Here is an 18,272-nt window from a genome sequence, read left to right as displayed (position 1 = left end):
GCCCCATGCCGGCGAGTCCGGGGTGTGACCGACTAGCGCCCCGGGATGGGCTTGCCGGAGAAGAGGTACTTCTGGGCCAGGGCCACGGGGTCGTACGCGGTCGGCGCCGCCTCCTCGGGCGCGGCGGTCACCGTCACGGGCCGGGTCTGCACGATGCAGACCGGGTCGCCCGCCCGCCGGTGCCGGCTGATCACCCACTCCACGTCCACCGGGTAGCCGTAGTGGTCCTCGATGGCCCGGACCGCGGCGCAGATCGCGCCGACCTGCTCGTCGTCGAGCACGCGGCGGTCGGCCAGCTTGGCCGGCATGTCGATCTCGGTGACCGCGCCGACGGCGAAGTCGAACGCCGACACGATCCGCTTGTGCGCGACGTCGTACTTGAGGACCCGACCGTCGGCCTTGCCGATCTCGACGTGGTCGGGGTCGACGAGGCCCTGGACGATCGCCTCGCCCCAGCCCCAGCTGGTCTCGACGACGATCCGGTCGGACTTGCCGGTCACCGGGTGCACCGAGAACGCCACGCCCGACGCGCGGGCGTGGATGAGCTCGATGACCCCGACGGCGATCGGCATCGCGTGGTGGCTGATGCCGCGGCGCAGCCGGTACGCGAGCGCGCGGCCGGTGAACAGCGAGCCCCAGCAGTTGCGGACCGCGTCGAGCACCCGTTCGATCCCCGACACCCCGAGGTAGGTGTCGAAGATGCCGGCGAACGAGGCGTCGGCGGCGTCCTCGCCCGTGGCCGACGATCGCACCGCGACCGGCACGTTGACGTCGACGCAGCGCAGGCAGAGCTCCTCGTAGGCCTCGGTGAGCCGGGCCGTGAGGTCCTCGCCGATGGGCGTCTCGCGGAACATCGCGCGGATCTCGGCCGAGGCCTCCTCGACCTGCGCCTCGGACGGCGCTGACGCCTGCGACCCGAGCCGCCCGATCACCGCGTCGATCCGCGCGTCGAGGCCCGACTCCCGGCAGTGCCGGGCGTAGGCGTCGACGGTGACGGCGAAGCCCTGCGGGACCTCCACCCCCGACTGCAGCAGCTCCGCGAGCCGCCCCATCTTCGAGCCGCCGACCGCGATCGCCCGCTGCGGGTCGACCTCGTCGATCCAGACGACGGCGTCGCAGCTGTGGACCATGAGGTCCGGCGTCTCGGCGGCCATGCGTACCTCCGGGGCGGCGGTCACCCGGCGACTCCCGCGGGGGCGTCGGCGGCGGTGTCCGGGGTGGTGGTGGGGGCCTTGCTCAGGATCGTGACGGTGCCGTTCGTGCCGTCGACCTCGATCTCGTCGCCGTCGGAGATCGACAGCGTCGCGACGCCGACCGCGGTGACCGTCGGGACGCCGTACTCGCGCCCGACGATCGCCGCGTGGGACAGCATGCCGCCTCCGTCGCACACCGCGCCCGCGATCTTCCCGAACGCCGGCGTCCAGTTCGGCGAGGTCGACTCGCAGACGAGGATCGAGCCGGGCTCCAGGCGGTGCAGCTCGTCGGACGACTGGAGCACCCGGGCGATGCCCCGCGCGGTGCCCTTCGCGGCGGCGACGCCCGACATCACGGTCTGCTTCGCGGCGTCGGGGTCCTGCACGGCCTTGATCGACGCCGGGTTGAGCCCGAAGATCTCGATGAGGACCGGGTCCTCGACCGACTCGGGGATCGTCCCGAGCACCTTCGGCATGTCCCCGCGCTTGGCGTGCCAGTGGTCGAAGTACTGGCGGCGATCCCGGACGAGGCTGCGCAGCTCGCCGGCGTAGGGACGCCGCCCGCTCGCGACGTCCTGCAGCTCGGGCCAGAACAGGTAGAGCATGTCGTCCTGGTGGTCGGCGCCCTCGCGCCGCGCCAGCTCCTGGCAGCCCCAGCGCAGCGGCAGCATGACCTTGAGGTCGATGTAGTAGTTGTGGTCGTCCTGCCACCAGGGGAAGTTCGCGGCCTGGTTGGACGCGAGGCCGGCGTCGAAGACGGCCTGCTCCTCCCGGGTCAGCCCGGCGCGGGCGTTGTCGATGGCCTCGTCGCGCTCGGCGCGCGCGTTGCGGGCGGCCGCCTCGAAGTCGTGCTCGTCGTCCTTCTTGAGGAACGTCTTGACCAGGCCCAGCGGGATCGTGTTGTCCTCGATCCAGCTCGGCACGCCGACGTCGCAGGTCGCCTCGGCGCGCCAGCCGTAGATCTGCAGGAAGTCGTCGAACTCGGTCAGCCAGACCGACGCGGCGCCGCCCTGGCGGCCCAGCGCCTCGCGCAGCTGGTGCGGCTCGTTCTCCTCGAAGACCGCCGCGAGGCCGACCTGGCGGGCCTTGAGGGCGAGCTTGTAGAGCTCGCGGTCGGTCTCCATGATCTTGGTGTCCTCGCCCTGGAGGAACTTGCCGATCTCGGCCGGGTTGATCCCCATGTCGGCGCAGGCCCCGTAGAAGCCGAGGAAGTTCGCGAGCATCGGGTACATGACGCCGAAGTGGATCTCCATCGAGCGCTTGTGGTAGCGCCGGGCCTGGGTGAGCAGGTCGGTGAGGTCCGGGATGCCCGCGAAGTCGACGCCGCGGAAGTACTGCCAGGTGGCCTCCAGCTCGTCGCGACCGGCCTCCCAGATGGGGCGGTAGTTCTGCAGGAAGTGCGGGAGGTTGGTCGCGATGCGGTTGGCACGGGCCCCGATCTCGCGGGGGTCGGTCTCGGGGAGCGCGCAGCCGTAGAGGTGCGTGCCGGCGAAGCGGGCGGTGATCCCGCGGCCCGGCGGGAGGGGCAGCGCCTCGGCGGCGTGCTGGGTGCCCCAGCAGTAGCCGTCCGCGCTCCACAGCGTCGCCGCCAGCGGGGTCAGGCCGCGCGACCAGTGGAAGTCGAGGAACCAGAAGCCCTGCTCGTCCCCGGGCCTGAACGGGCCCGCCGCGTCCACGATGTACGGCGCGGCGAAGTGCTCGGGCCGGTAGCCCGGGTACCACTCGCCCGTGGCGAACTCGTCCACCGGCACCACGTTGGCCATCTGATCCTCCTCGACGATGAGCGCACGATCACCGTTCATCGCCTCGGCGCTGTGAGGCAAGCAACACGTTCCGCCACCGGGAACGTTGCTCGCCGCCGAACGGGCCCCTGGTGTGCCACTCGCGGCCGCCTAGGGTCACGCGCTGTGGGAGATCGTGCGGGCGAGCCCCTTGCCGTCGTGGTCGGCGCCACCGGGGCGCTGGGCGGGGCGATCGTGCGGCGGCTGCGGGACCGCGGCCTGCCGGTGCTCGCCGTCGCCCGTTCCCCGGAGGCGGTCGCGGCGCTGGCCGCCGACGACGAGGGCGTCGTGGCGTGCGCCGCGGACATCGGAGACGACGCCGCCGGCCCGGTGATCGCCGAGGCCCTGGCGGCGCACGGGCTGCCGGTGCGGATGCTCGTGCAGGCCGCGGGACTGCCCGCGCTGGGCGGCCTCGACGTCGTGGAGCCGGCGGCGCTCGGCGCGGCGGTCGCGCTCAAGGTCGGCGGCCTGCTGCGCCTGGTCCGCGCGGCCGAGGGGTGGCTGGGCGAGGGCTCGCGGATCGTCGCCCTCGGCGGGCACTACGGTGTCGAGCCCTCACCGCACGTACCGGGCGCGGGGGTCACCAACGCGGCGCTCGCGAACCTGGTCCGCCAGCTCGCCGACGCGTACGGCCCGCGGGGGATCACCGCGCACCTCGTCGCGCCCGGTCCTGCCGACACCGAGCGCCTGCGCCGGCTCTCGGGCGCGCAGGCCGACGCGCGGGGGATCGACGTCGAGGACGTCCTCGCCGAGCGGCGCGCCGAGTCCCCGCTGGGCGCGCTCGTCACCCCCGACCAGGTCGCCTGGGCGGTCGCGACCCTCCTCGACCCCGAGGCCTCGGCGCTCACCGGCTCCACCCTCGCCCTCGACATGGGCGCGCGGCGGGGCGTCTGACCTGCCCTCACCCCGGCGCGACCGCCACCACCGCCTCGACGACGGCGGGTCCGTGGCCCAGCACGGCGTCGTTGTGGTCGGCCCCGGGGACGGCGACGACCCGCCCGCCGGCCGCCGCGGCCACCGCCCGGCTCTGCGCGGGCGGGATGATGCGGTCGGCCTCGCCGAGGACGACGACGGTCGGGACGCGGGTGCCGGTCACGGTCGCGACGACGGGGAAGCGGTCGACCAGCAGCGCGCGGACCGGGAGGAACGGGTAGGCGAGCTCGCCGACCGCGGCGAGGTCGACGAACGGCGAGCGCAGCACCATCCCGGCGGGCGGCGCCTCTGCGGCGAGCCGGGCGACCACCGCCGAGCCGAGGCTCTCGCCGAGGTAGACCAGCCGGTCCGGGACGACGCCGCGCTCGCGGACGAGGTGCTCGCGCGCGGCGCGGGCGTCGGCGAGCAGCCCCTCCTCGCTCGGGCGCCCCGGGTTGCCGCCGAAGCCGCGGTAGTCGAACAACAGCACGTCGAACCCGCGCGCGGTCAGCGCGGCGGCGAGGGGCGCGCGCAGCGACCGGTCGCCGGCGTTCCCGTTGGCGACCAGCACCGTGACGTCGCGGCGCTCCCCGCGCGCCGGCAGGAACCACGCGCCGAGGCGCAGCCCGTCGGCGGTGGTGAGCGCCACGTCCTCGCCCTGCGCGAGCACCGTGCCCGCCGACGGGACCGGCCCGGACGAGGGCAGGTAGACCAGCGCGCGCTGGAACCACCACAGCCCGGCGACCAGCACGAGCGCCGCCACGAGCAGCACCCCGACGACCGTCACCACCGCGCGCACCCTCGCCCCACCTCCCGGTGTCCGACCCTGTCTGCCCGATTCGTACCGTCTCCGGCACGGGCCGGACCGGATCGTGGGAGGTGCTCGTGGACGTCGCGATCGTCGCCGAGGAGGCCGCGGGGGCACGCGCGTTGCAGCGTGTCGCCCGCAGCGACCACCGTCCCGCCGTCGTGCTGACCGCGAGCAGCCCCGACGAGGCCGGCTCCGTGGCCGCGACGGCCGCGGGCCTGGGCGTACCCACGCTGCGCGCCGACCGCGTCCGCGACCCCGCCCTGGCCGACGACCTGCGTGCGCGCGGGGTCGACGTGCTGCTCAACGTCCACTCGCTGCACCTCGTCCGCCCGGAGGTCCTCGACGCGCCGCGGGTCGGCGCGTTCAACCTGCACCCCGGACCCCTGCCCGAGTGCGCGGGTCTCAACGCCCCGAGCTGGGCGATCGCGCGGGGTCACGCGGAGCACGGGGTGACGCTGCACTGGATGGAGGCCGGGATCGACACCGGCGACGTCGTCGAGCAGGTCCGGTTCCCGATCACGGACGAGGACACGGGGCTCACGGTGTCGGTGCGCTGCATCAGCCACGGGCAGGAGCTCGTCGACCGGCTGCTCGCCCACCTCGATACGGGCACCGTGCCCCGCCACCCCCAGGACCCGTCGGCGCGGCAGTACTTCGGGCGCGGGGTCCCCCACGAGGGCCGGGTGCCCTGGTCGGCGCCCGCCCGCGAGGTCCTCGCCTTCCTGCGGGCCTGCGACTACGGGCCCTACCCGTCGCCCTGGGGCGTCCCGCGGACCTGTCGCAACGGCGCCGAGGAGATCGGGGTCGTGCGCGCGGCGGCCACCGGGCGGTCGTGCGCGGACCGCACGCCCGGCGAGGTGGACCGCGACGACGAGGGCCCGGTCGTCGCCACCGCCGACACCTGGATCCGGCCGCGCCGTGTGGTCGTCGACGGCCGGGGCACCGACCCGGCCGAGGTGCTGACGCCGGGGGACCGGCTCACCTAGATCACCTGCAGCCCCAGCGCCCGGCACACGTCGGCCGCCTGCTCGGTCGAGACGATCGCGCCGCGCAGCACCGCCGGCGTGTCCGGGGTGATCTCGCCGAGGTCGGCCCCGCGCAGGTCGGCGCCGGTCAGGCGGGCGTGGGTGAGGTCGGTGCCGCGCAGCGCGCAGTCGGTGAAGACGGTGTCGCGCAGGTCGGCGCCGGAGAGGTCGGCGTCGGAGAGGTCGACGCGCTCGAGGCGCCAGCCGCGCAGCGCGGCGTCGGCGAGGCGGGCGAGGGCGAGCGAGCAGCCGTCGACGGTGAAGGTGACCGCGAGGCTGCGCATCTCCGTGAGGTCGGCGCCGATCATGCGGCAGTCGCGGAACGCGGTGTCGGTGAGGCGGGCGCCGACGAGGCGCGCGCGGGAGAGGTCGGCGCCGAACAGGACCGCGTCGGTGAGGTCGGCGTCGGTGAGGTCCGCGCCGGCCAGCGAGCCGCCCTCGACCGCGACGCCGTCGAGCACCGCCCCGCGCAGCCGCACCCCGGCGAGGTCGCAGCGGTCGAGCACCGCGCCCGTGAGGTCGACGCCCGAGAGGTCGAGTGCGGCGAGCCGGCAGCGGCGCAGCACCCACGGCCCGCCGCGGCCCAGGGCGTCGCGGACCTCCTCGGGATCCGCGTCCGTGAGGTCGGCGTCGAGGACCTCGGGGCCGTGGGCGAGGGCGTCGGTCACGCCCGGGAGTCTCCTCAGCCGGGGATCGGCGCGCCCGAGGGCATCCCGGCGGCGACGAACTCCTGGTAGATCGCCTCCCACGCCGGTGTCCGGCCGCCGCTCGGGGCCACCGGGGTGCCGGCGACCGCCGCGTCGAGGGCGTCGAGGCAGAGCTCCCAGCCGGCCGCGTTGCGCGCGGCGGCGGGCTTCTCGTCGATGAGGTGGGTGAACGCCAGGCGGCTGCGCCCGCCGTCGAGCGCCTCGACCTCGAACCACAGCTCGTCGCCGCCCCACGAGAACGCGACCCGGCGCGGCGGCTCGTGCACGAGCACCGTGCCGGTGCCGCCGTCGCCCGGGGTCTCGAAGGTGTAGGTCACGGTGGCCCCGGGCTCCCAGGACTCCGGCGCGACGCCCGCCGGGAACCAGTGCACGAGCTCGGCGGGGTCGGTGAGCAGCGCGAACACGCGCTCGGGGGCGTGGTCGTACTCGCGGACGAAGCGCAGCGCGGGGCGTCCGTCGATCTCGAGGTAGGTGCCGGTGCGGGTCACGGGGTGTCCTCCCGGGGGTCAGCTGTCTCGTCGAGACGCCGCTCGAGGGCGTCGAGGCTGTCGGACCACAGCCGCCGGTACGGGGCGAGCCAGGCGTCGAGGGCGGCGAGCGGGGCGGGGTCGATCTCGTAGACCCGCCGCTGGGCCTCGGGCCGGGCGCGCACCAGCCCCGCCTCGCGCAGCACCCGCAGGTGCTTGGACGTGCTGGGCTGGCTGAGCTCGAGGGCGTCGACGAGCTCGCCGACCGCACGCGGGCGCACCCGCAGCAGCCCGAGCATCGCCCGCCGGTGCGGGTCGGCGAGCGCCGCCCACGTGCCGGTGTCGGGTGCGGTGGTCACGGCGCCGAGCATGCCCTATGGGGAATATTCCACGCAAGGCATGCGGTGTCGCGGCCGGTGTGGACGGGTGATCAACGGGGAGTTCGCGCGCGTAGAAGCCGCGAACAGGCCGTTCGCTGCTACCGGGACGCCCGCGCCGCGATCTCGTCCCGGCGGGCGCCGGAGGCCGGGACGCCGCCGATGGCCCAGTCGTCGGGCGGGACCTGGACGATCCGCCCGCGCACCCGCGAGCGCTCCACCCCGAGGTGCTCGACGATGACCTCGGTGAGGTCGGCGAGCAGGCGGTGGCGCTGCTCCACCGGGCGGCCCTCCAGCACGACGGCGGTGAAGTAGGGCGCGGGCGCGCCGCCGGCCTCCCCGCCCACCACGACGTCCCCGCGGGCGTGCGGCGTCGCGAACGCCCGGATGCGCTCCAGCGGCGACCCGAGCACCTCGGCGTAGCGCCGGCTCGCCTCGTGCAGCAGGCGGGTCACGTCGTCGGGATCGTGGTCGCCCTCGACGAGGTGGATCTCGAGGACGGGCACGTCAGCCCTGCTCCCGCTCGCGGGCGAGGTCGAGGGCGATGTCGATGATCATGTCCTCCTGGCCGCCGACGAGACCGAGCTCGCCGCAGCGGCGCAGGATGTCGGGCACCGGGACCTTGTAGCGCTCGCCGGCGTGCTCGGCGTGGAGCAGGAAGCTGGAGTACACCCCGGCCCAGCCCTGGGTGATGGCGTTGCGGTCCATCTTCGGCCAGCGGTGCAGGTAGGGGCGCACGACGTCCTCGGCGGCGTCGAGCAGGGCGGTGACGTCGAGGCCGGTCTCGATGCCCATGCGGTCGAACACCGCGGCGAGCACCTCGGTGGGCGAGTTCCCCGATCCGGCGCCGAGCGCGCACAGCGAGCCGTCGATCTCCTTGACCCCGACCTCGGCGGCGATCACGGAGTTCGCGACGCCGAGCGAGAGGTTCTGGTGGCCGTGGTAGCCGACCCACGCCTCGTCGCCGACCTCGGCGATCAGCGCCTCGAAACGGGCGCGGGCGTCGTGCATGAGCAGCGCGCCCGCGGAGTCGGTGACGTACGGGCACTGGCAGCCGGCGTCGACCATGATCCGGGCCTGCTTCGCGAGGTCCTCGGGCGAGGTCCGGTGGGCCATCATGAGGAAACCGACGGTCTCCATGCCCAGGTCGCGGGCGACCCCGAAGTGCTGGGGGCTGACGTCGGCCTCGGTGCAGTGGGTGGCGACGCGCACGACGTCGGCCCCCGCGTCGCGGGCGCGGCGCAGGTCGTCGACCGTCCCGATGCCGGGCACGAGCAGCACCGCGATGCGGGCCTGCTTCGCCTCCTCGCGGGCGGCGGCGATCAGCTCGAGCTCGTTCGTGTGCGAGAAGCCGTAGTTGAAGCTGGAGCCGCCCAGCCCGTCGCCGTGGGTCACCTCGATGACCTCGACGCCGGCCCGGTCGAGTGCGCGGACGGTGTCGCGCACCTGCTCGACCGTGAACTGGTGCGCCTGCGCGTGGCTGCCGTCGCGCAGGGTCGTGTCGGTGATGCGGACGTCGTGCCTGATCTCGGGCCGGCTCATGCCGCCACCTCCGTCATCTCCGCGGCGACGAGCTCGCCGACCTGCGCGGCGGCCGCCGTCATGATGTCCAGGTTGCCGGCGTACTCGGGCAGGAAGTCGCCGTTGCCCTTGACCTCGAGGAACACCGCGACCCGGCCGCACCCGCCCCACTTCTCCGAGGGCGGGTCGAACTGGGGCTCGGCGCGCAGCGTGTAGCCCGGCACGTACTGCTGGACGCGCTCGACCATCGCGTGGATCGAGGCCCCGACGGCGTCGGTGTCGGCACCCTCGGGCAGCGAGCAGAACACCGTGTCCCGCATGATCATCGGCGGCTCGACGGGGTTGAGGATGATGATCGCCTTGCCGCGCTCGGCGCCCCCGACCTCCTCGACCGCGCGGGCCGTGGTCTGGGTGAACTCGTCGATGTTGGCCCGCGTGCCGGGCCCGGCCGACCGCGAGGCGGCCGAGGCGACGATCTCGGCGTAGGCCACCGGCGCGTCCCGCGAGACCGCGGCGACGATCGGGATCGTGGCCTGGCCGCCGCAGGTGATCATGTTGACGTTCGGGGCGTCGAGGTGGTGGGGCATGTTCACCGCCGGGCACACCATGGGCCCGAGGTGGGCCGGGGTCAGGTCGATCGCGCGGATGCCGGCCTCGGCGTAGCGCGGCGCGTTCGCCTGGTGCGCCTTCGCCGAGGTCGCCTCGAACACGATGCGGGGCAGCGGGTCCTGGCGCAGCAGCCAGTCGACGCCCTCGGCCGACGCGGGCACGCCCATCGCCCGCGCCCGATCGAGGCCCTCGGACTCGACCACCCCGACCATCGCCGTGACCTCGATCCGCGCGCTGCGCGCGAGCTTGGCCAGCAGGTCGGTGCCGATGTTGCCCGGCCCGACGATCGCGGCCGGGACCTTCGCAGGCGCAGTCATGACCGCAGCGTGGCACCGGCCGCGCGGGGCGCGGAAGCACGACGTTCCCCTGACCGGGACGGCCTCTCAGCACGCCGCCCGGCGCCCGGCATCCGCGACACGCCGGTCAGGCGTGCGGGTAGCCCCGCGCCGCGTAGTCGAAGCCGCCGAGCTCGAGGCGCTCGTAGCCCGCGGCCTGGGGTGAGGCGTAGTAGGCGCGGATCTCGGTGATGCGGCCCTCGTCGTCGAACTCGTACCACTCCGCGCCGCGCAGGATCACCCCGAGCGAGCCCTTGTGGTGGGTCCACTCGCACACGGCCTGCCGCCGGGCCTCGTCGACCACGATCGCGTCGACGGTCCACGACGACCCGCGCTCGCGGGCCGCCGTCGCCCAGCGCTCCCCGATCACCCGCGCGCCGACCCAGGGCCCGTCGTACATGTCCGGCGGGAAGTAGTGCCGCGCGTCGTCGGCGAGGTGCGCGGCGACGGCGTCGGCGTCCCCGGCGGTGCAGGCGTCCATGTAGCCCCGCACCGTCGCCTCGAGCTCCGCGGCGGTCGTGCCGCCGACGCGTGCTGGTGTGCTCACCGCGCGAGCATGCGGAGCTCCCGACGCCCCCGGCAAGGCCGGTCCCCGAGGCCGGAACGACGGCCACGGGCCAGGATGCACCCCGTGACACCGAGCGGACGCGTGCGGCAGGACGAGGTCTACCGGGGCGGGATCACGGGGCGGCGGCCGGTGGTGCCGACCGCGTTCCCGGCGCTGGAGCGGCGGGCGCGCCGGGTGATGTCGCGGCGCGCCCACGCCTACGTCGCCGGCGGCGCCGGCAGCGAGGAGACCGTCCGCGCCAATCGGGCGGCCTTCGAGCGCCACCGCATCGTGCCGCGGATGCTGCGCGGGGTGGGGGAGCGCGACACCTCGGTCGAGATCTTCGGCCACCGCCACGAGCACCCCCTGCTGCTCGCCCCGATCGGCGCCTGCGACCTCGTGCACCGCCGCGCCGACCTCGCCGTCGCCGAGGGCGCCGCCCACGCGGGCGTGACGATGATCGTGTCCAACCAGGCCGGCCACCCGTCCGAGGAGATCGCGCCGCGGGCGACGGCGGGCTGGTGGTCCCAGCTCTACTGGTCGACCTCCGACGACCTCGTCGACAGCTTCCTGGCCCGCGCCGAGGCGGCCGGTGCCGGCGCGGTCGTCGTCACCCTGGACACGACGACGCTCGGGTGGCGCCCGCGTGACCTCGACCTCGGGCACCTGCCGTTCGCCCGCGGCCTGGGCATCGCGCAGTACACGTCCGACCCCGTCTTCGCCCGCCTCACGCAGGAGACCGCGGACAGGGCCTCGGACGCGAAGCGCAGCGGAGCCGGACCATCGACGCGGCGCCCGTCGCCGACGCCCACGCCGGCGGCCGTGCGCACGCTGCTCGAGATCAGCCGCCACCACCCCGGCGCGTTCCTCGACAACCTGCGCTCGCCGCTGCCGCGCGCCGCGGTCGAGACGTTCCTGCGCGTGTACTCCCGGCCGACGCTCTCCTGGGACGACATCGCCACCCTGCGCTCGCGCACGCGCCTGCCCGTGGTGCTCAAGGGCGTCCTGCACCCCGACGACGCGCGCCGCGCCCTGGACCACGGCGTCGACGGCGTGCTCGTCAGCAACCACGGCGGGCGCCAGGTCGACGGCGGCGTCGCGGCGCTCGACGCCCTGCCCGGGGTCGCCGAGGCGGTCGACGGGCGGGCACCGGTACTGCTGGACTCCGGCATCCGCAGCGGGTCCGACGTCGCCCGCGCGCTCGCCCTCGGCGCCACCGCGGTGTGCCTGGGCCGGCCCTGGGTCTACGGCCTCGCGCTGGCCGGGGCGGCGGGCGTGTCCCAGGTGATCCGCGACGTCCTCGCCGAGCTGGACCTCACCCTCGCCCTCGCCGGTGCGCGCACCGTCGCCGACCTCGAGCTCGCCCCGTTCGCCACGGCGGAACCCGCCGTGCAGGCGCGGGGCTGATCACGCCAGGGTGGTCGGCATGGTTCGGGAGACGGACGATCAGGGGGAGCACGCCGATCGGGGAGCTCGACCCGACGGGCGGGTACTGCTGATCCGCCACGGCGAGACCCACGGCTACTTCGACGACGTCGGGCTCACCGAGCACGGCGAGGAGCAGTGCCGCGCGAAGGCCGCCGAGCTCGCCGCGGACCTGCCCGACGGCGCCGCGATCGCGATGGTCCACGCGCCCACGGCCCGGGCCACCGCGACCGCGCGGACGCTCCGGGCAGTGCTCGCCGCCCGCCGCGACGACCTCGACCTCGGCGACCTGCGCCCCGACGCGCGGTTCGACAGCCTCCAGTTCCTCCACGACGGCGCAGCCCGGGAGTCGTCCGGGGTGGCCGCCCACCGGCTGCGGTTCGAGGAGAACGGGGCCGGCGTACCGGACTGGGTCCGCGCCTACGACCGCTTCGACACCGACTACGGCGCCGGCTCGCGCCTCGGTGGCCCGATCGACCGCTGGATGGACCTCGTCAGCCTCCACTTCGAGCCGCCCCAGGTGATCGCCTACCGGGCGTGGGCCGGGATCCGCGCCCTCGGGGACGGGACCACGCTGGTGTCCTCCCACTCGGCGCTGCTGCGCGGCTTCGCGGCCGCCGCGCTCGGGCACGACCCGGGCGAGCCGCGCAACCTCGAGCACGTCGAGGTCCTCCACGACGGCCGGCGCGCGCTCGTCACGTTCCGTGGTGAGAGCGCCGAGGTCGACGTGCCCGCCGAGCTGCCGCCGTGGCTCGACGCGTCCTACCTGGAGGCGGGGGAGCGGGCCACCCACCGCTGGTGACACGGACCCGTCGCCGGGTCGTGACGTTTCGGGCCCCCGGACCCCGCCGATTCCCCTGGGCCAACGCTGTCCAGATCGGGGAGCCCCCTCCATGTCCCTCGCCGAGACCCTCGCCCGCCTGCGGGCGCGCCTGACCGGGGAGAGCGGTCCCGTCGGCCCCTCCCGCTCGTCCGACGGCGACGAGTCGGACGCGGGCCACGACCCGCGGACGGCGGCGTCGCGCGTCACCGGCGGCGCCCACCCCGAGAACCGCGGCGACCAGGGCTCGGTCACCGGCACCGGCGAGACCGACACGTTCGTCGGCCGGGCCGCCGGCCGCGACCTCGGCTACGCCGGCGAGACCGGCGCCGAGGCCCGCCGCGAGGCCGAGCGGGACGAGCGGGACGAGCGGTCATGAGCGGTGGCGGCTCGGGTCCGATGCAGGCGAACCACCAGGTCGTGTGGGTGCACCGCGTCGGCGCAATGGTCGTCGCCGCCGTCATCGCGGTGTTCGGCGTCCTCGGCTTCGTCGGCGGCCTATCCTTCTTCGACACCCAGGGCGCCCCGATCGCCGGGCTGTCCACCAACGGCGCGCTGTCGACGATCTCGATCGTCACCGCGGTCGTGCTCGTCGCGGCCGCGATCCGCGGCGGGCGGCTGTCGTCGACCGTGATGATCGTGGTCGGGACGCTGTTCCTGGTCTCGGCGTTCGTCAACCTCTGGCTCATCGGCACGCCGTACAACCTGCTGGCCTTCCGCCTGCCCAACGTCTTCTTCTCGATCGGCGCGGGCCTGGTGCTGCTGTTCACCGGTGCGTACGGGCGGCTCTCGGCGAAGCTGCCGAGCGACAACCCGTACAAGCAGCAGCGGCGTCCCGACGACCCGCAGGACCACGGCGACGCCGCCGAGGCGCCCGAGGACTCCCACCGCCAGCCGCGCCCGTCGTCACCCGCCGAGGCCGACGCCGACGCGGCCATGGCGGCGGCCGAGCGCGCGCTCGTCCAGGGCGCGGCCGACGAGGACCAGCGCCGGCGCCTGGCCGCGGCCGAGGGCGCGCGGACCCACGAGGAGCGCCGCGCGATCTGGATGGGGTTCGACCGGTCCGACGAGCCGTCCGACCACCGGCTCGAGCACCGGTCCGACCAGCGGGGCACGACCATGGCGTGATCACCCGACCTGGTCGCCCGACCTGGTCGCCCGACCTGGTCGCCCGACCTCGACCCGACCTGGCCGTCCGGCCCCTGGCCCCGCCGTCGTGCGACTGATAGACGTGGACGCATGACCGTGAGTGCGCCCGCCGCCGTCCGCGTCGAGGTCGAGGGGTCGACCGCGGTACTCACCCTCGACAACCCGAAGCGCCGCAACGCCCTGTCGGTGGCGACGATGACCGAGCTGACCGCCGCGCTGCGCGACGCGTCCGCCCGCGACGGGGTGCGCGCGATCGTCCTGCGCGCCGAGGGACCCGCGTTCTCCGCCGGCCACGACCTGTCCGAGATGGTCGACCGGACCCTCGACGAGGAGCGCGAGGTCTTCGCGGTCTGCACCGAGCTCATGACCACCCTGCACGCGGTGCCCCAGCCCGTGATCGCCGCGGTCCAGGGGGTCGCGGTCGCCGCGGGGTGCCAGCTCGTCGCCGCCTGCGACCTCGCCGTCGCCGCCGACGTCGCCGTCTTCGGCACGCCCGGCGTGAAGATCGGCCTGTTCTGCTCCACGCCGATGGTCGCCGTGACGCGCGCGATCGGGCGTAAGCGCGCGATGCAGCTGCTGCTCACCGGCGAGACGATCGACGCCGCCACCGCCGCCGACTGGGGCCTGGTCAACCAGGTCGTCGCACCCGACGCCCTCGACGGGGCGGTGCGCGAGCTCGCGGCCAAGGTCGCCGACGCCAGCGCCGTCACCCTGCGCATCGGCAAGGAGGCGTTCTACCGCCAGGTCGACCTGCCCGAGGACGCGGCCTACGAGCAGATGCAGGAGACGATGGCGACGAACGCGATGACCTGCGACGCGCAGGAGGGCATGTCCGCCTTCCTCGCCAAGCGGGCCCCGCACTGGCAGCACCACGAGTAGCGCGCCCCCGCACCCGCCCGACCCCCCGAGGCAAAGGAGCCCCGCCATGGCCTTCCCCGGCCTGCAGCACGTCGCGATCACCGTCTCCGACCTGGATCGCAGCACCGAGTGGTACAACCGCCTCCTCGGTGCCGAGCCGGTGCTCGTGGAGGACGAGGAGGGCGGGGAGTTCCGCCACGTGGTGTACGCCCTCGACGGCGGCACGCTCTTCGGGCTGCACACGCACATGGGCAAGGAGTCGAAGGACCGCGCCGACGAGCGCCGCACCGGGCTGGACCACATCAGCTTCGGTCTCCCGGGCACCGCCGAGCTCGAGCAGTGGCGCGACAAGCTCGACGAGCTGGGCATCGAGCACGGCGGCATCAAGAAGGCGCACTACGGCTCGGGCATCTCCTTCCGCGACCCCGACAACATCGCCCTCGAGTTCTTCATCGCGCCCGGCACCTGAGCCGGCGTCGCCCGCAGCGAACGCGCTGTTCGCTGCTTCTACGCGCGCGAAGTCCCCGTTGATCACCAGGAGCACGGGGTGGTTGACCGCGGAGGTCTGGTCCTAGAGAACAACTCGACAGGTCGGTAGAAGTATCCGGTGGTAGGGTGCGGCTATGGCTGCACGGCGGGACTACTTCGACGGCTGCGGCGCCGCCCACGCGCTCGACCTCGTCGGGGAGCGGTGGGCGCTGCTGGTGGTGCGCGAGCTGGTGCTCGGGCCCAAGCGGTTCACCGACCTGCGGGCGGGCCTGCCGCACGCCAGCCCCAACGTCCTCTCCCAGCGCCTGCGCGAGCTCGAGGACGCGGGCGTGCTGCGCCGGCGCCGCCTGCCCCCGCCCGCCGCGTCCGCCGTCTACGAGCTCACCGAGTGGGGCCAGGAGCTCGAGCCCGTGCTCCAGGCCCTCGGCCGCTGGGCCGCGCGCTCGCTCCCGGAATCCGACAGCATCAAGGTCGACTCGTTCGTCCTCTCGCTGCGCACGATGTTCGACCCGGCCCGCGCGGCCGACGCCGACGTCACGCTGCAGCTCGTGCTCGACGACCAGCCCTTCCGCACCCGCCTCGCGCACGGCGTCCTCGACATCGAGCGGGGCGAGGTGTCCGGCGCCGACGTGACGGTGCGCTGCTCGCCGACCGTCCTCGCCGGCGTCGTCTACCAGGACCTGTCGGTGGAGACGATGCAGGCCGACGGCGCGCTCGAGCTCGCCGGCGACCCCGCGGCGCTCCAGGCGCTCGTCGACGCCGTGCACCTGCCGGAGCGCCTGCCCGCCTGACGGAGCCCCTGCCCGCCTGACGGAGCCCCTGCCCGCCTGACGGAGCCGGGAGGCCGTCACAGGCGCTCGAGAAAGCGGACGACCTCGGAGGTGAAGAGGTCGGTCCCGGTGTCCATGGCGACGTGCGCCTGCCCGGGCATGATCACGACGCGGGAGTCCGGCAGCGCTGCGTCCACGGCGTCGACGGCCGCCCGGAACTCGGCGGGGCTCTCGCCGCCGCTCAGCAGCAGTGTCGGTACCGCGAGGTCCCGGAAACGCTCCGGATCGAACCGGTAGGACCGGACCGCGCGCAGTTCCCGCGGGATGGTGTGTGCGGTCGCGACCCGGGCGCGGAAGGCGGGCTGGGACCGCATGGCCGTCACGGCCTCCGGCGGCACGTGCGCGACCTCGCGCGCCATGGTCGCGACCACCTCGTCCCGGTCGCCCGCCTGCAGCAGCGCTTCCAGCCGCTCGACGACGTCGGACGGGCGCGACGCCGCGCCCACCATGTCAGCGGCGGGCTCGTAGAGCACCAACGCACGGACGCCGTGGCTGAGCAGGGCGGCCTCGAGGGCGCACAACCCACCGTGCGAGTGGCCGAGCAGGGTCACCGGCTCACCGATCGCGTCCACCACGGCGGCCACGTCCTCGACCTCCCGCTCGAGGGCGTAGTCGTCGGCGTCGCCGCTGCCGCCGCGACCGCGACGATCGACGGCGTAGACGGTGCATCGCTCCTCGAGGGCCGGGAGCACGGGTGCCCACCGGCTGCGGTCGGCCGACGTCCCGTGCACCAGGACGAGGGGTGGTCCCTCACCGCTGCGCCCGTAGGCGATCGGCGTGCCGTCCTTCGACGTGACCGTCTCCTGGGGCATGGGTCCCCCGATCTCGATGCCGGGCACCCGTGCCTCGGTCCGGCCCGCGCCCGTGGTCCGGCCCGGTGTAGCAGACGGTCGCCGCCGTGGCGAGGTACCGGCACCGCAGTGGCGGGGGAGCTACCCCTCGTGGGGCCGGGCGGGCCACTCCGGCACGAGGTCGGTGTGGTCGCGCGTGCGCCGCAGCGGGAACCGGGGCGCCCGCTTCTCGAGGAACGCCGTGACGCCCTCGGCGGCGTCGGCGTCGCGGCCGAGCTCGACGATCGCCCGCGAGTCCAGGGCGTGCGCCTCCCACGGCGAGGCGGCCGAGAGCATCGACCACATCATGTGCCGGGTGACGGCGACCGACACCGACGAGGTGTTCTCGGCGACCTCCCGCGCGAGGCCGTACGCGGTGTCGAGCAGCGCCTCGTCGGGCACGACGCGCGCGACCAGCCGGCCCTCGAGGGCCTCGGCGGCGTCGAACACCCGGCCGGTCATCGCCCACTCCATGGCCCGCGAGATGCCCACCACCCGCGGCAGGAACCAGCTCGAGGCCGCCTCCGGCACGATCCCGCGGCGGGCGAAGACGAAGCCGAAGCGGGCCGACGCGCCCGCGAGGCGCACGTCCATCGGCAGGGTCATCGTGGCCCCGACGCCCACGGCCGCGCCGTTGATCGCGCCGATCACCGGGACCTGCAGCGCCGCGAAGCGCAGCGCCACCACGCCGCCGCGGTCGCGCCCGACGCCGCCGACCTCGCCGTAGCGCGCCGCCTTCGTCTCGGACGGGTCCCGGCCGCGGTCGTCGAACGTGCTGCCGCCCTCGCCGAGGTCGGCGCCCGCGCAGAACGCCCGGCCCCGCCCGGTGACGACGAGCGCGCGCACCGCGTCGTCGGCGTCGATCGCGTCGCACGCGGCCACCAGCTCGTCGCACATGCGGCCGGTGAACGCGTTCATCCGGTCCGGCCGGTCGAGCACGATCGTGGCGATCCCGTCGGTGACCGAGTACTCGATCTCCGTGTAGGCCCCGTCGTCCGGCACGCCCGACCTCCTCGTCGCTGGAGCTGGTGTCGTCCGCACCCTCCCGGTCCCGGGCGCAAACGGTCAACCCTGACCGCTCCCTGACGGCGGTTGCGCCGGACGGCCCACCGGTCCACAACGAGCCGGTCTCGGGTGTCGCTGAGCGTGGACACCGTCCCGACCGGGTAGGAAGGTCGTGAGTCCGGGTCGACGGCGAGGTCACCCGTTCCCACCCGGCGCACCGGCGCCCGAGGAGGACCCGTGACGACCATGACGCCCGACCCGCCGATCCCCGCCGAGAGCTCGGACCCGCTCGAGGTCGTCGTCGACCTCCCCGCGGGCTCGTCGGCGGCCACGCTGAGCTGCCGGCTCCACGGCGTCATCGGCGGGGCGGCGACGGGCACGGCCGCGGCGCTCACCGTCGTGGTCGAGGCCGGCGACCGGGCCGCCGACCCCGACGTCGCCCGCGTCCTGGCCTGCGCCCGCGACTGCGCCGTCAGCCGCGGGCTGGGGTTCGTCGTCCGCTGAGCGACGCCGGCCCCGAGCCGACCCCCGCCCCGAGCCGGCCCCTCGCTGAGCCGACACCTGTCGGTCCGGCGTGCTTT

General features: G+C 74.9%; 22 protein-coding genes. 10 read left to right on the top strand and 12 right to left on the bottom strand.

Annotated elements, in window-relative coordinates; genetic code table 11:
- Positions 1-32: 32 nt before the first annotated feature.
- Together PGB27_RS06130 and PGB27_RS06125 are read right to left on the bottom strand one after the other, a co-directional pair.
- Complete coding sequence (locus PGB27_RS06130) at positions 33-1,154, bottom strand: PEP/pyruvate-binding domain-containing protein (RefSeq protein WP_274199451.1); 1,122 nt, start codon at positions 1,152-1,154, stop codon at positions 33-35.
- Between the two features lie 20 nt (positions 1,155-1,174).
- Complete coding sequence (locus PGB27_RS06125) at positions 1,175-2,956, bottom strand: PEP-utilizing enzyme (RefSeq protein ID WP_274199450.1); 1,782 nt, start codon at positions 2,954-2,956, stop codon at positions 1,175-1,177.
- Positions 2,957-3,100: 144 nt separating this feature from the next.
- Here PGB27_RS06125 and PGB27_RS06120 point away from each other — a divergent pair, with 144 nt between their 5' ends.
- A complete protein-coding gene (locus PGB27_RS06120) occupies positions 3,101-3,868 on the top strand; it encodes an SDR family NAD(P)-dependent oxidoreductase (RefSeq protein WP_274199449.1) in 768 nt (255 codons plus the stop codon).
- 7 nt (positions 3,869-3,875) lie between these two features.
- On the opposite strand, the gene PGB27_RS06115 is transcribed toward PGB27_RS06120, so the two are convergent.
- On the bottom strand, positions 3,876-4,685 hold the full coding sequence (locus tag PGB27_RS06115; protein WP_274199448.1) for an alpha/beta hydrolase: 810 nt from the start codon (positions 4,683-4,685) through the stop codon (positions 3,876-3,878).
- A 17-nt stretch (positions 4,686-4,702) separates the two neighbouring features.
- Between PGB27_RS06115 and PGB27_RS06110 the strand changes: the two genes are divergently transcribed.
- Positions 4,703-5,683, top strand: coding sequence for a methionyl-tRNA formyltransferase (locus PGB27_RS06110; RefSeq protein ID WP_274199447.1), 981 nt, complete (start codon positions 4,703-4,705; stop codon positions 5,681-5,683).
- Here the strand turns inward: PGB27_RS06110 and PGB27_RS06105 are convergent.
- The 7 genes from PGB27_RS06105 to PGB27_RS06075 form a co-directional block, all read right to left on the bottom strand.
- Positions 5,680-6,390, bottom strand: coding sequence for a pentapeptide repeat-containing protein (locus PGB27_RS06105; RefSeq protein ID WP_274199446.1), 711 nt, complete (start codon positions 6,388-6,390; stop codon positions 5,680-5,682). The two genes, PGB27_RS06110 and PGB27_RS06105, sit on opposite strands and share 4 nt — an antisense overlap.
- A gap of 14 nt (positions 6,391-6,404) precedes the next feature.
- Entirely contained in the window at positions 6,405-6,917 is a 513-nt protein-coding gene (locus PGB27_RS06100) for an SRPBCC family protein (protein ID WP_274199445.1), read from the bottom strand.
- Complete coding sequence (locus PGB27_RS06095) at positions 6,914-7,255, bottom strand: ArsR/SmtB family transcription factor (protein WP_274199444.1); 342 nt, start codon at positions 7,253-7,255, stop codon at positions 6,914-6,916. Before PGB27_RS06095 ends, PGB27_RS06100 begins: the two co-directional genes overlap by 4 nt.
- Before the next feature lie 119 nt (positions 7,256-7,374).
- Entirely contained in the window at positions 7,375-7,779 is a 405-nt protein-coding gene (locus tag PGB27_RS06090; protein WP_274199443.1) for a tautomerase family protein, read from the bottom strand.
- A gap of 1 nt (position 7,780) precedes the next feature.
- Positions 7,781-8,815, bottom strand: a complete 1,035-nt coding sequence (gene dmpG, locus PGB27_RS06085; protein WP_274199442.1) for a 4-hydroxy-2-oxovalerate aldolase — start codon at positions 8,813-8,815, stop codon at positions 7,781-7,783.
- Complete coding sequence (locus PGB27_RS06080; protein WP_274199441.1) at positions 8,812-9,720, bottom strand: acetaldehyde dehydrogenase (acetylating); 909 nt, start codon at positions 9,718-9,720, stop codon at positions 8,812-8,814. Before PGB27_RS06080 ends, dmpG begins: the two co-directional genes overlap by 4 nt.
- 106 nt (positions 9,721-9,826) lie before the next feature.
- On the bottom strand, positions 9,827-10,285 hold the full coding sequence (locus tag PGB27_RS06075) for a nuclear transport factor 2 family protein (protein WP_274199440.1): 459 nt from the start codon (positions 10,283-10,285) through the stop codon (positions 9,827-9,829).
- Positions 10,286-10,360: 75 nt separating this feature from the next.
- Between PGB27_RS06075 and PGB27_RS06070 the strand changes: the two genes are divergently transcribed.
- From PGB27_RS06070 to PGB27_RS06040, 7 genes are all read left to right on the top strand, one after another.
- Complete coding sequence (locus PGB27_RS06070) at positions 10,361-11,692, top strand: alpha-hydroxy-acid oxidizing protein (protein ID WP_408630014.1); 1,332 nt, start codon at positions 10,361-10,363, stop codon at positions 11,690-11,692.
- A gap of 19 nt (positions 11,693-11,711) precedes the next feature.
- The gene (locus PGB27_RS06065) at positions 11,712-12,512 is read left to right on the top strand and encodes a histidine phosphatase family protein (RefSeq protein ID WP_274199438.1); all 801 of its coding nucleotides are present in this window, start codon (positions 11,712-11,714) and stop codon (positions 12,510-12,512) included.
- Between the two features lie 91 nt (positions 12,513-12,603).
- Positions 12,604-12,909 (top strand): hypothetical protein, encoded by a 306-nt coding sequence (locus tag PGB27_RS06060; protein ID WP_274199437.1) that lies wholly within the window; start codon positions 12,604-12,606, stop codon positions 12,907-12,909.
- Complete coding sequence (locus tag PGB27_RS06055) at positions 12,906-13,658, top strand: DUF4383 domain-containing protein (RefSeq protein WP_274199436.1); 753 nt, start codon at positions 12,906-12,908, stop codon at positions 13,656-13,658. The genes PGB27_RS06060 and PGB27_RS06055 overlap by 4 nt, the downstream gene beginning before the upstream one ends.
- A gap of 111 nt (positions 13,659-13,769) precedes the next feature.
- A complete protein-coding gene (locus PGB27_RS06050) occupies positions 13,770-14,558 on the top strand; it encodes an enoyl-CoA hydratase (RefSeq protein WP_274199435.1) in 789 nt (262 codons plus the stop codon).
- Between the two features lie 46 nt (positions 14,559-14,604).
- Positions 14,605-15,006 (top strand): VOC family protein, encoded by a 402-nt coding sequence (locus PGB27_RS06045; protein ID WP_274199434.1) that lies wholly within the window; start codon positions 14,605-14,607, stop codon positions 15,004-15,006.
- 154 nt (positions 15,007-15,160) lie between these two features.
- On the top strand, positions 15,161-15,817 hold the full coding sequence (locus PGB27_RS06040; protein WP_274199433.1) for a winged helix-turn-helix transcriptional regulator: 657 nt from the start codon (positions 15,161-15,163) through the stop codon (positions 15,815-15,817).
- A 56-nt stretch (positions 15,818-15,873) separates the two neighbouring features.
- On the opposite strand, the gene PGB27_RS06035 is transcribed toward PGB27_RS06040, so the two are convergent.
- A complete protein-coding gene (locus PGB27_RS06035; protein WP_274199432.1) occupies positions 15,874-16,668 on the bottom strand; it encodes an alpha/beta fold hydrolase in 795 nt (264 codons plus the stop codon).
- A gap of 120 nt (positions 16,669-16,788) precedes the next feature.
- Positions 16,789-17,688, bottom strand: a complete 900-nt coding sequence (locus PGB27_RS06030; protein ID WP_274199431.1) for an enoyl-CoA hydratase-related protein — start codon at positions 17,686-17,688, stop codon at positions 16,789-16,791.
- A gap of 240 nt (positions 17,689-17,928) precedes the next feature.
- Here PGB27_RS06030 and PGB27_RS06025 point away from each other — a divergent pair, with 240 nt between their 5' ends.
- The gene (locus tag PGB27_RS06025; RefSeq protein ID WP_274199430.1) at positions 17,929-18,195 is read left to right on the top strand and encodes a hypothetical protein; all 267 of its coding nucleotides are present in this window, start codon (positions 17,929-17,931) and stop codon (positions 18,193-18,195) included.
- Positions 18,196-18,272: the final 77 nt, after the last annotated feature.

The organism is Actinomycetospora lemnae, assembly GCF_028737315.1.
Classification (GTDB): Bacteria; Actinomycetota; Actinomycetes; order Mycobacteriales; family Pseudonocardiaceae; genus Actinomycetospora; species Actinomycetospora lemnae.
Note: the sequence above shows the minus strand (reverse complement) of the source record. Positions and strands in the feature narration are given on the sequence as shown.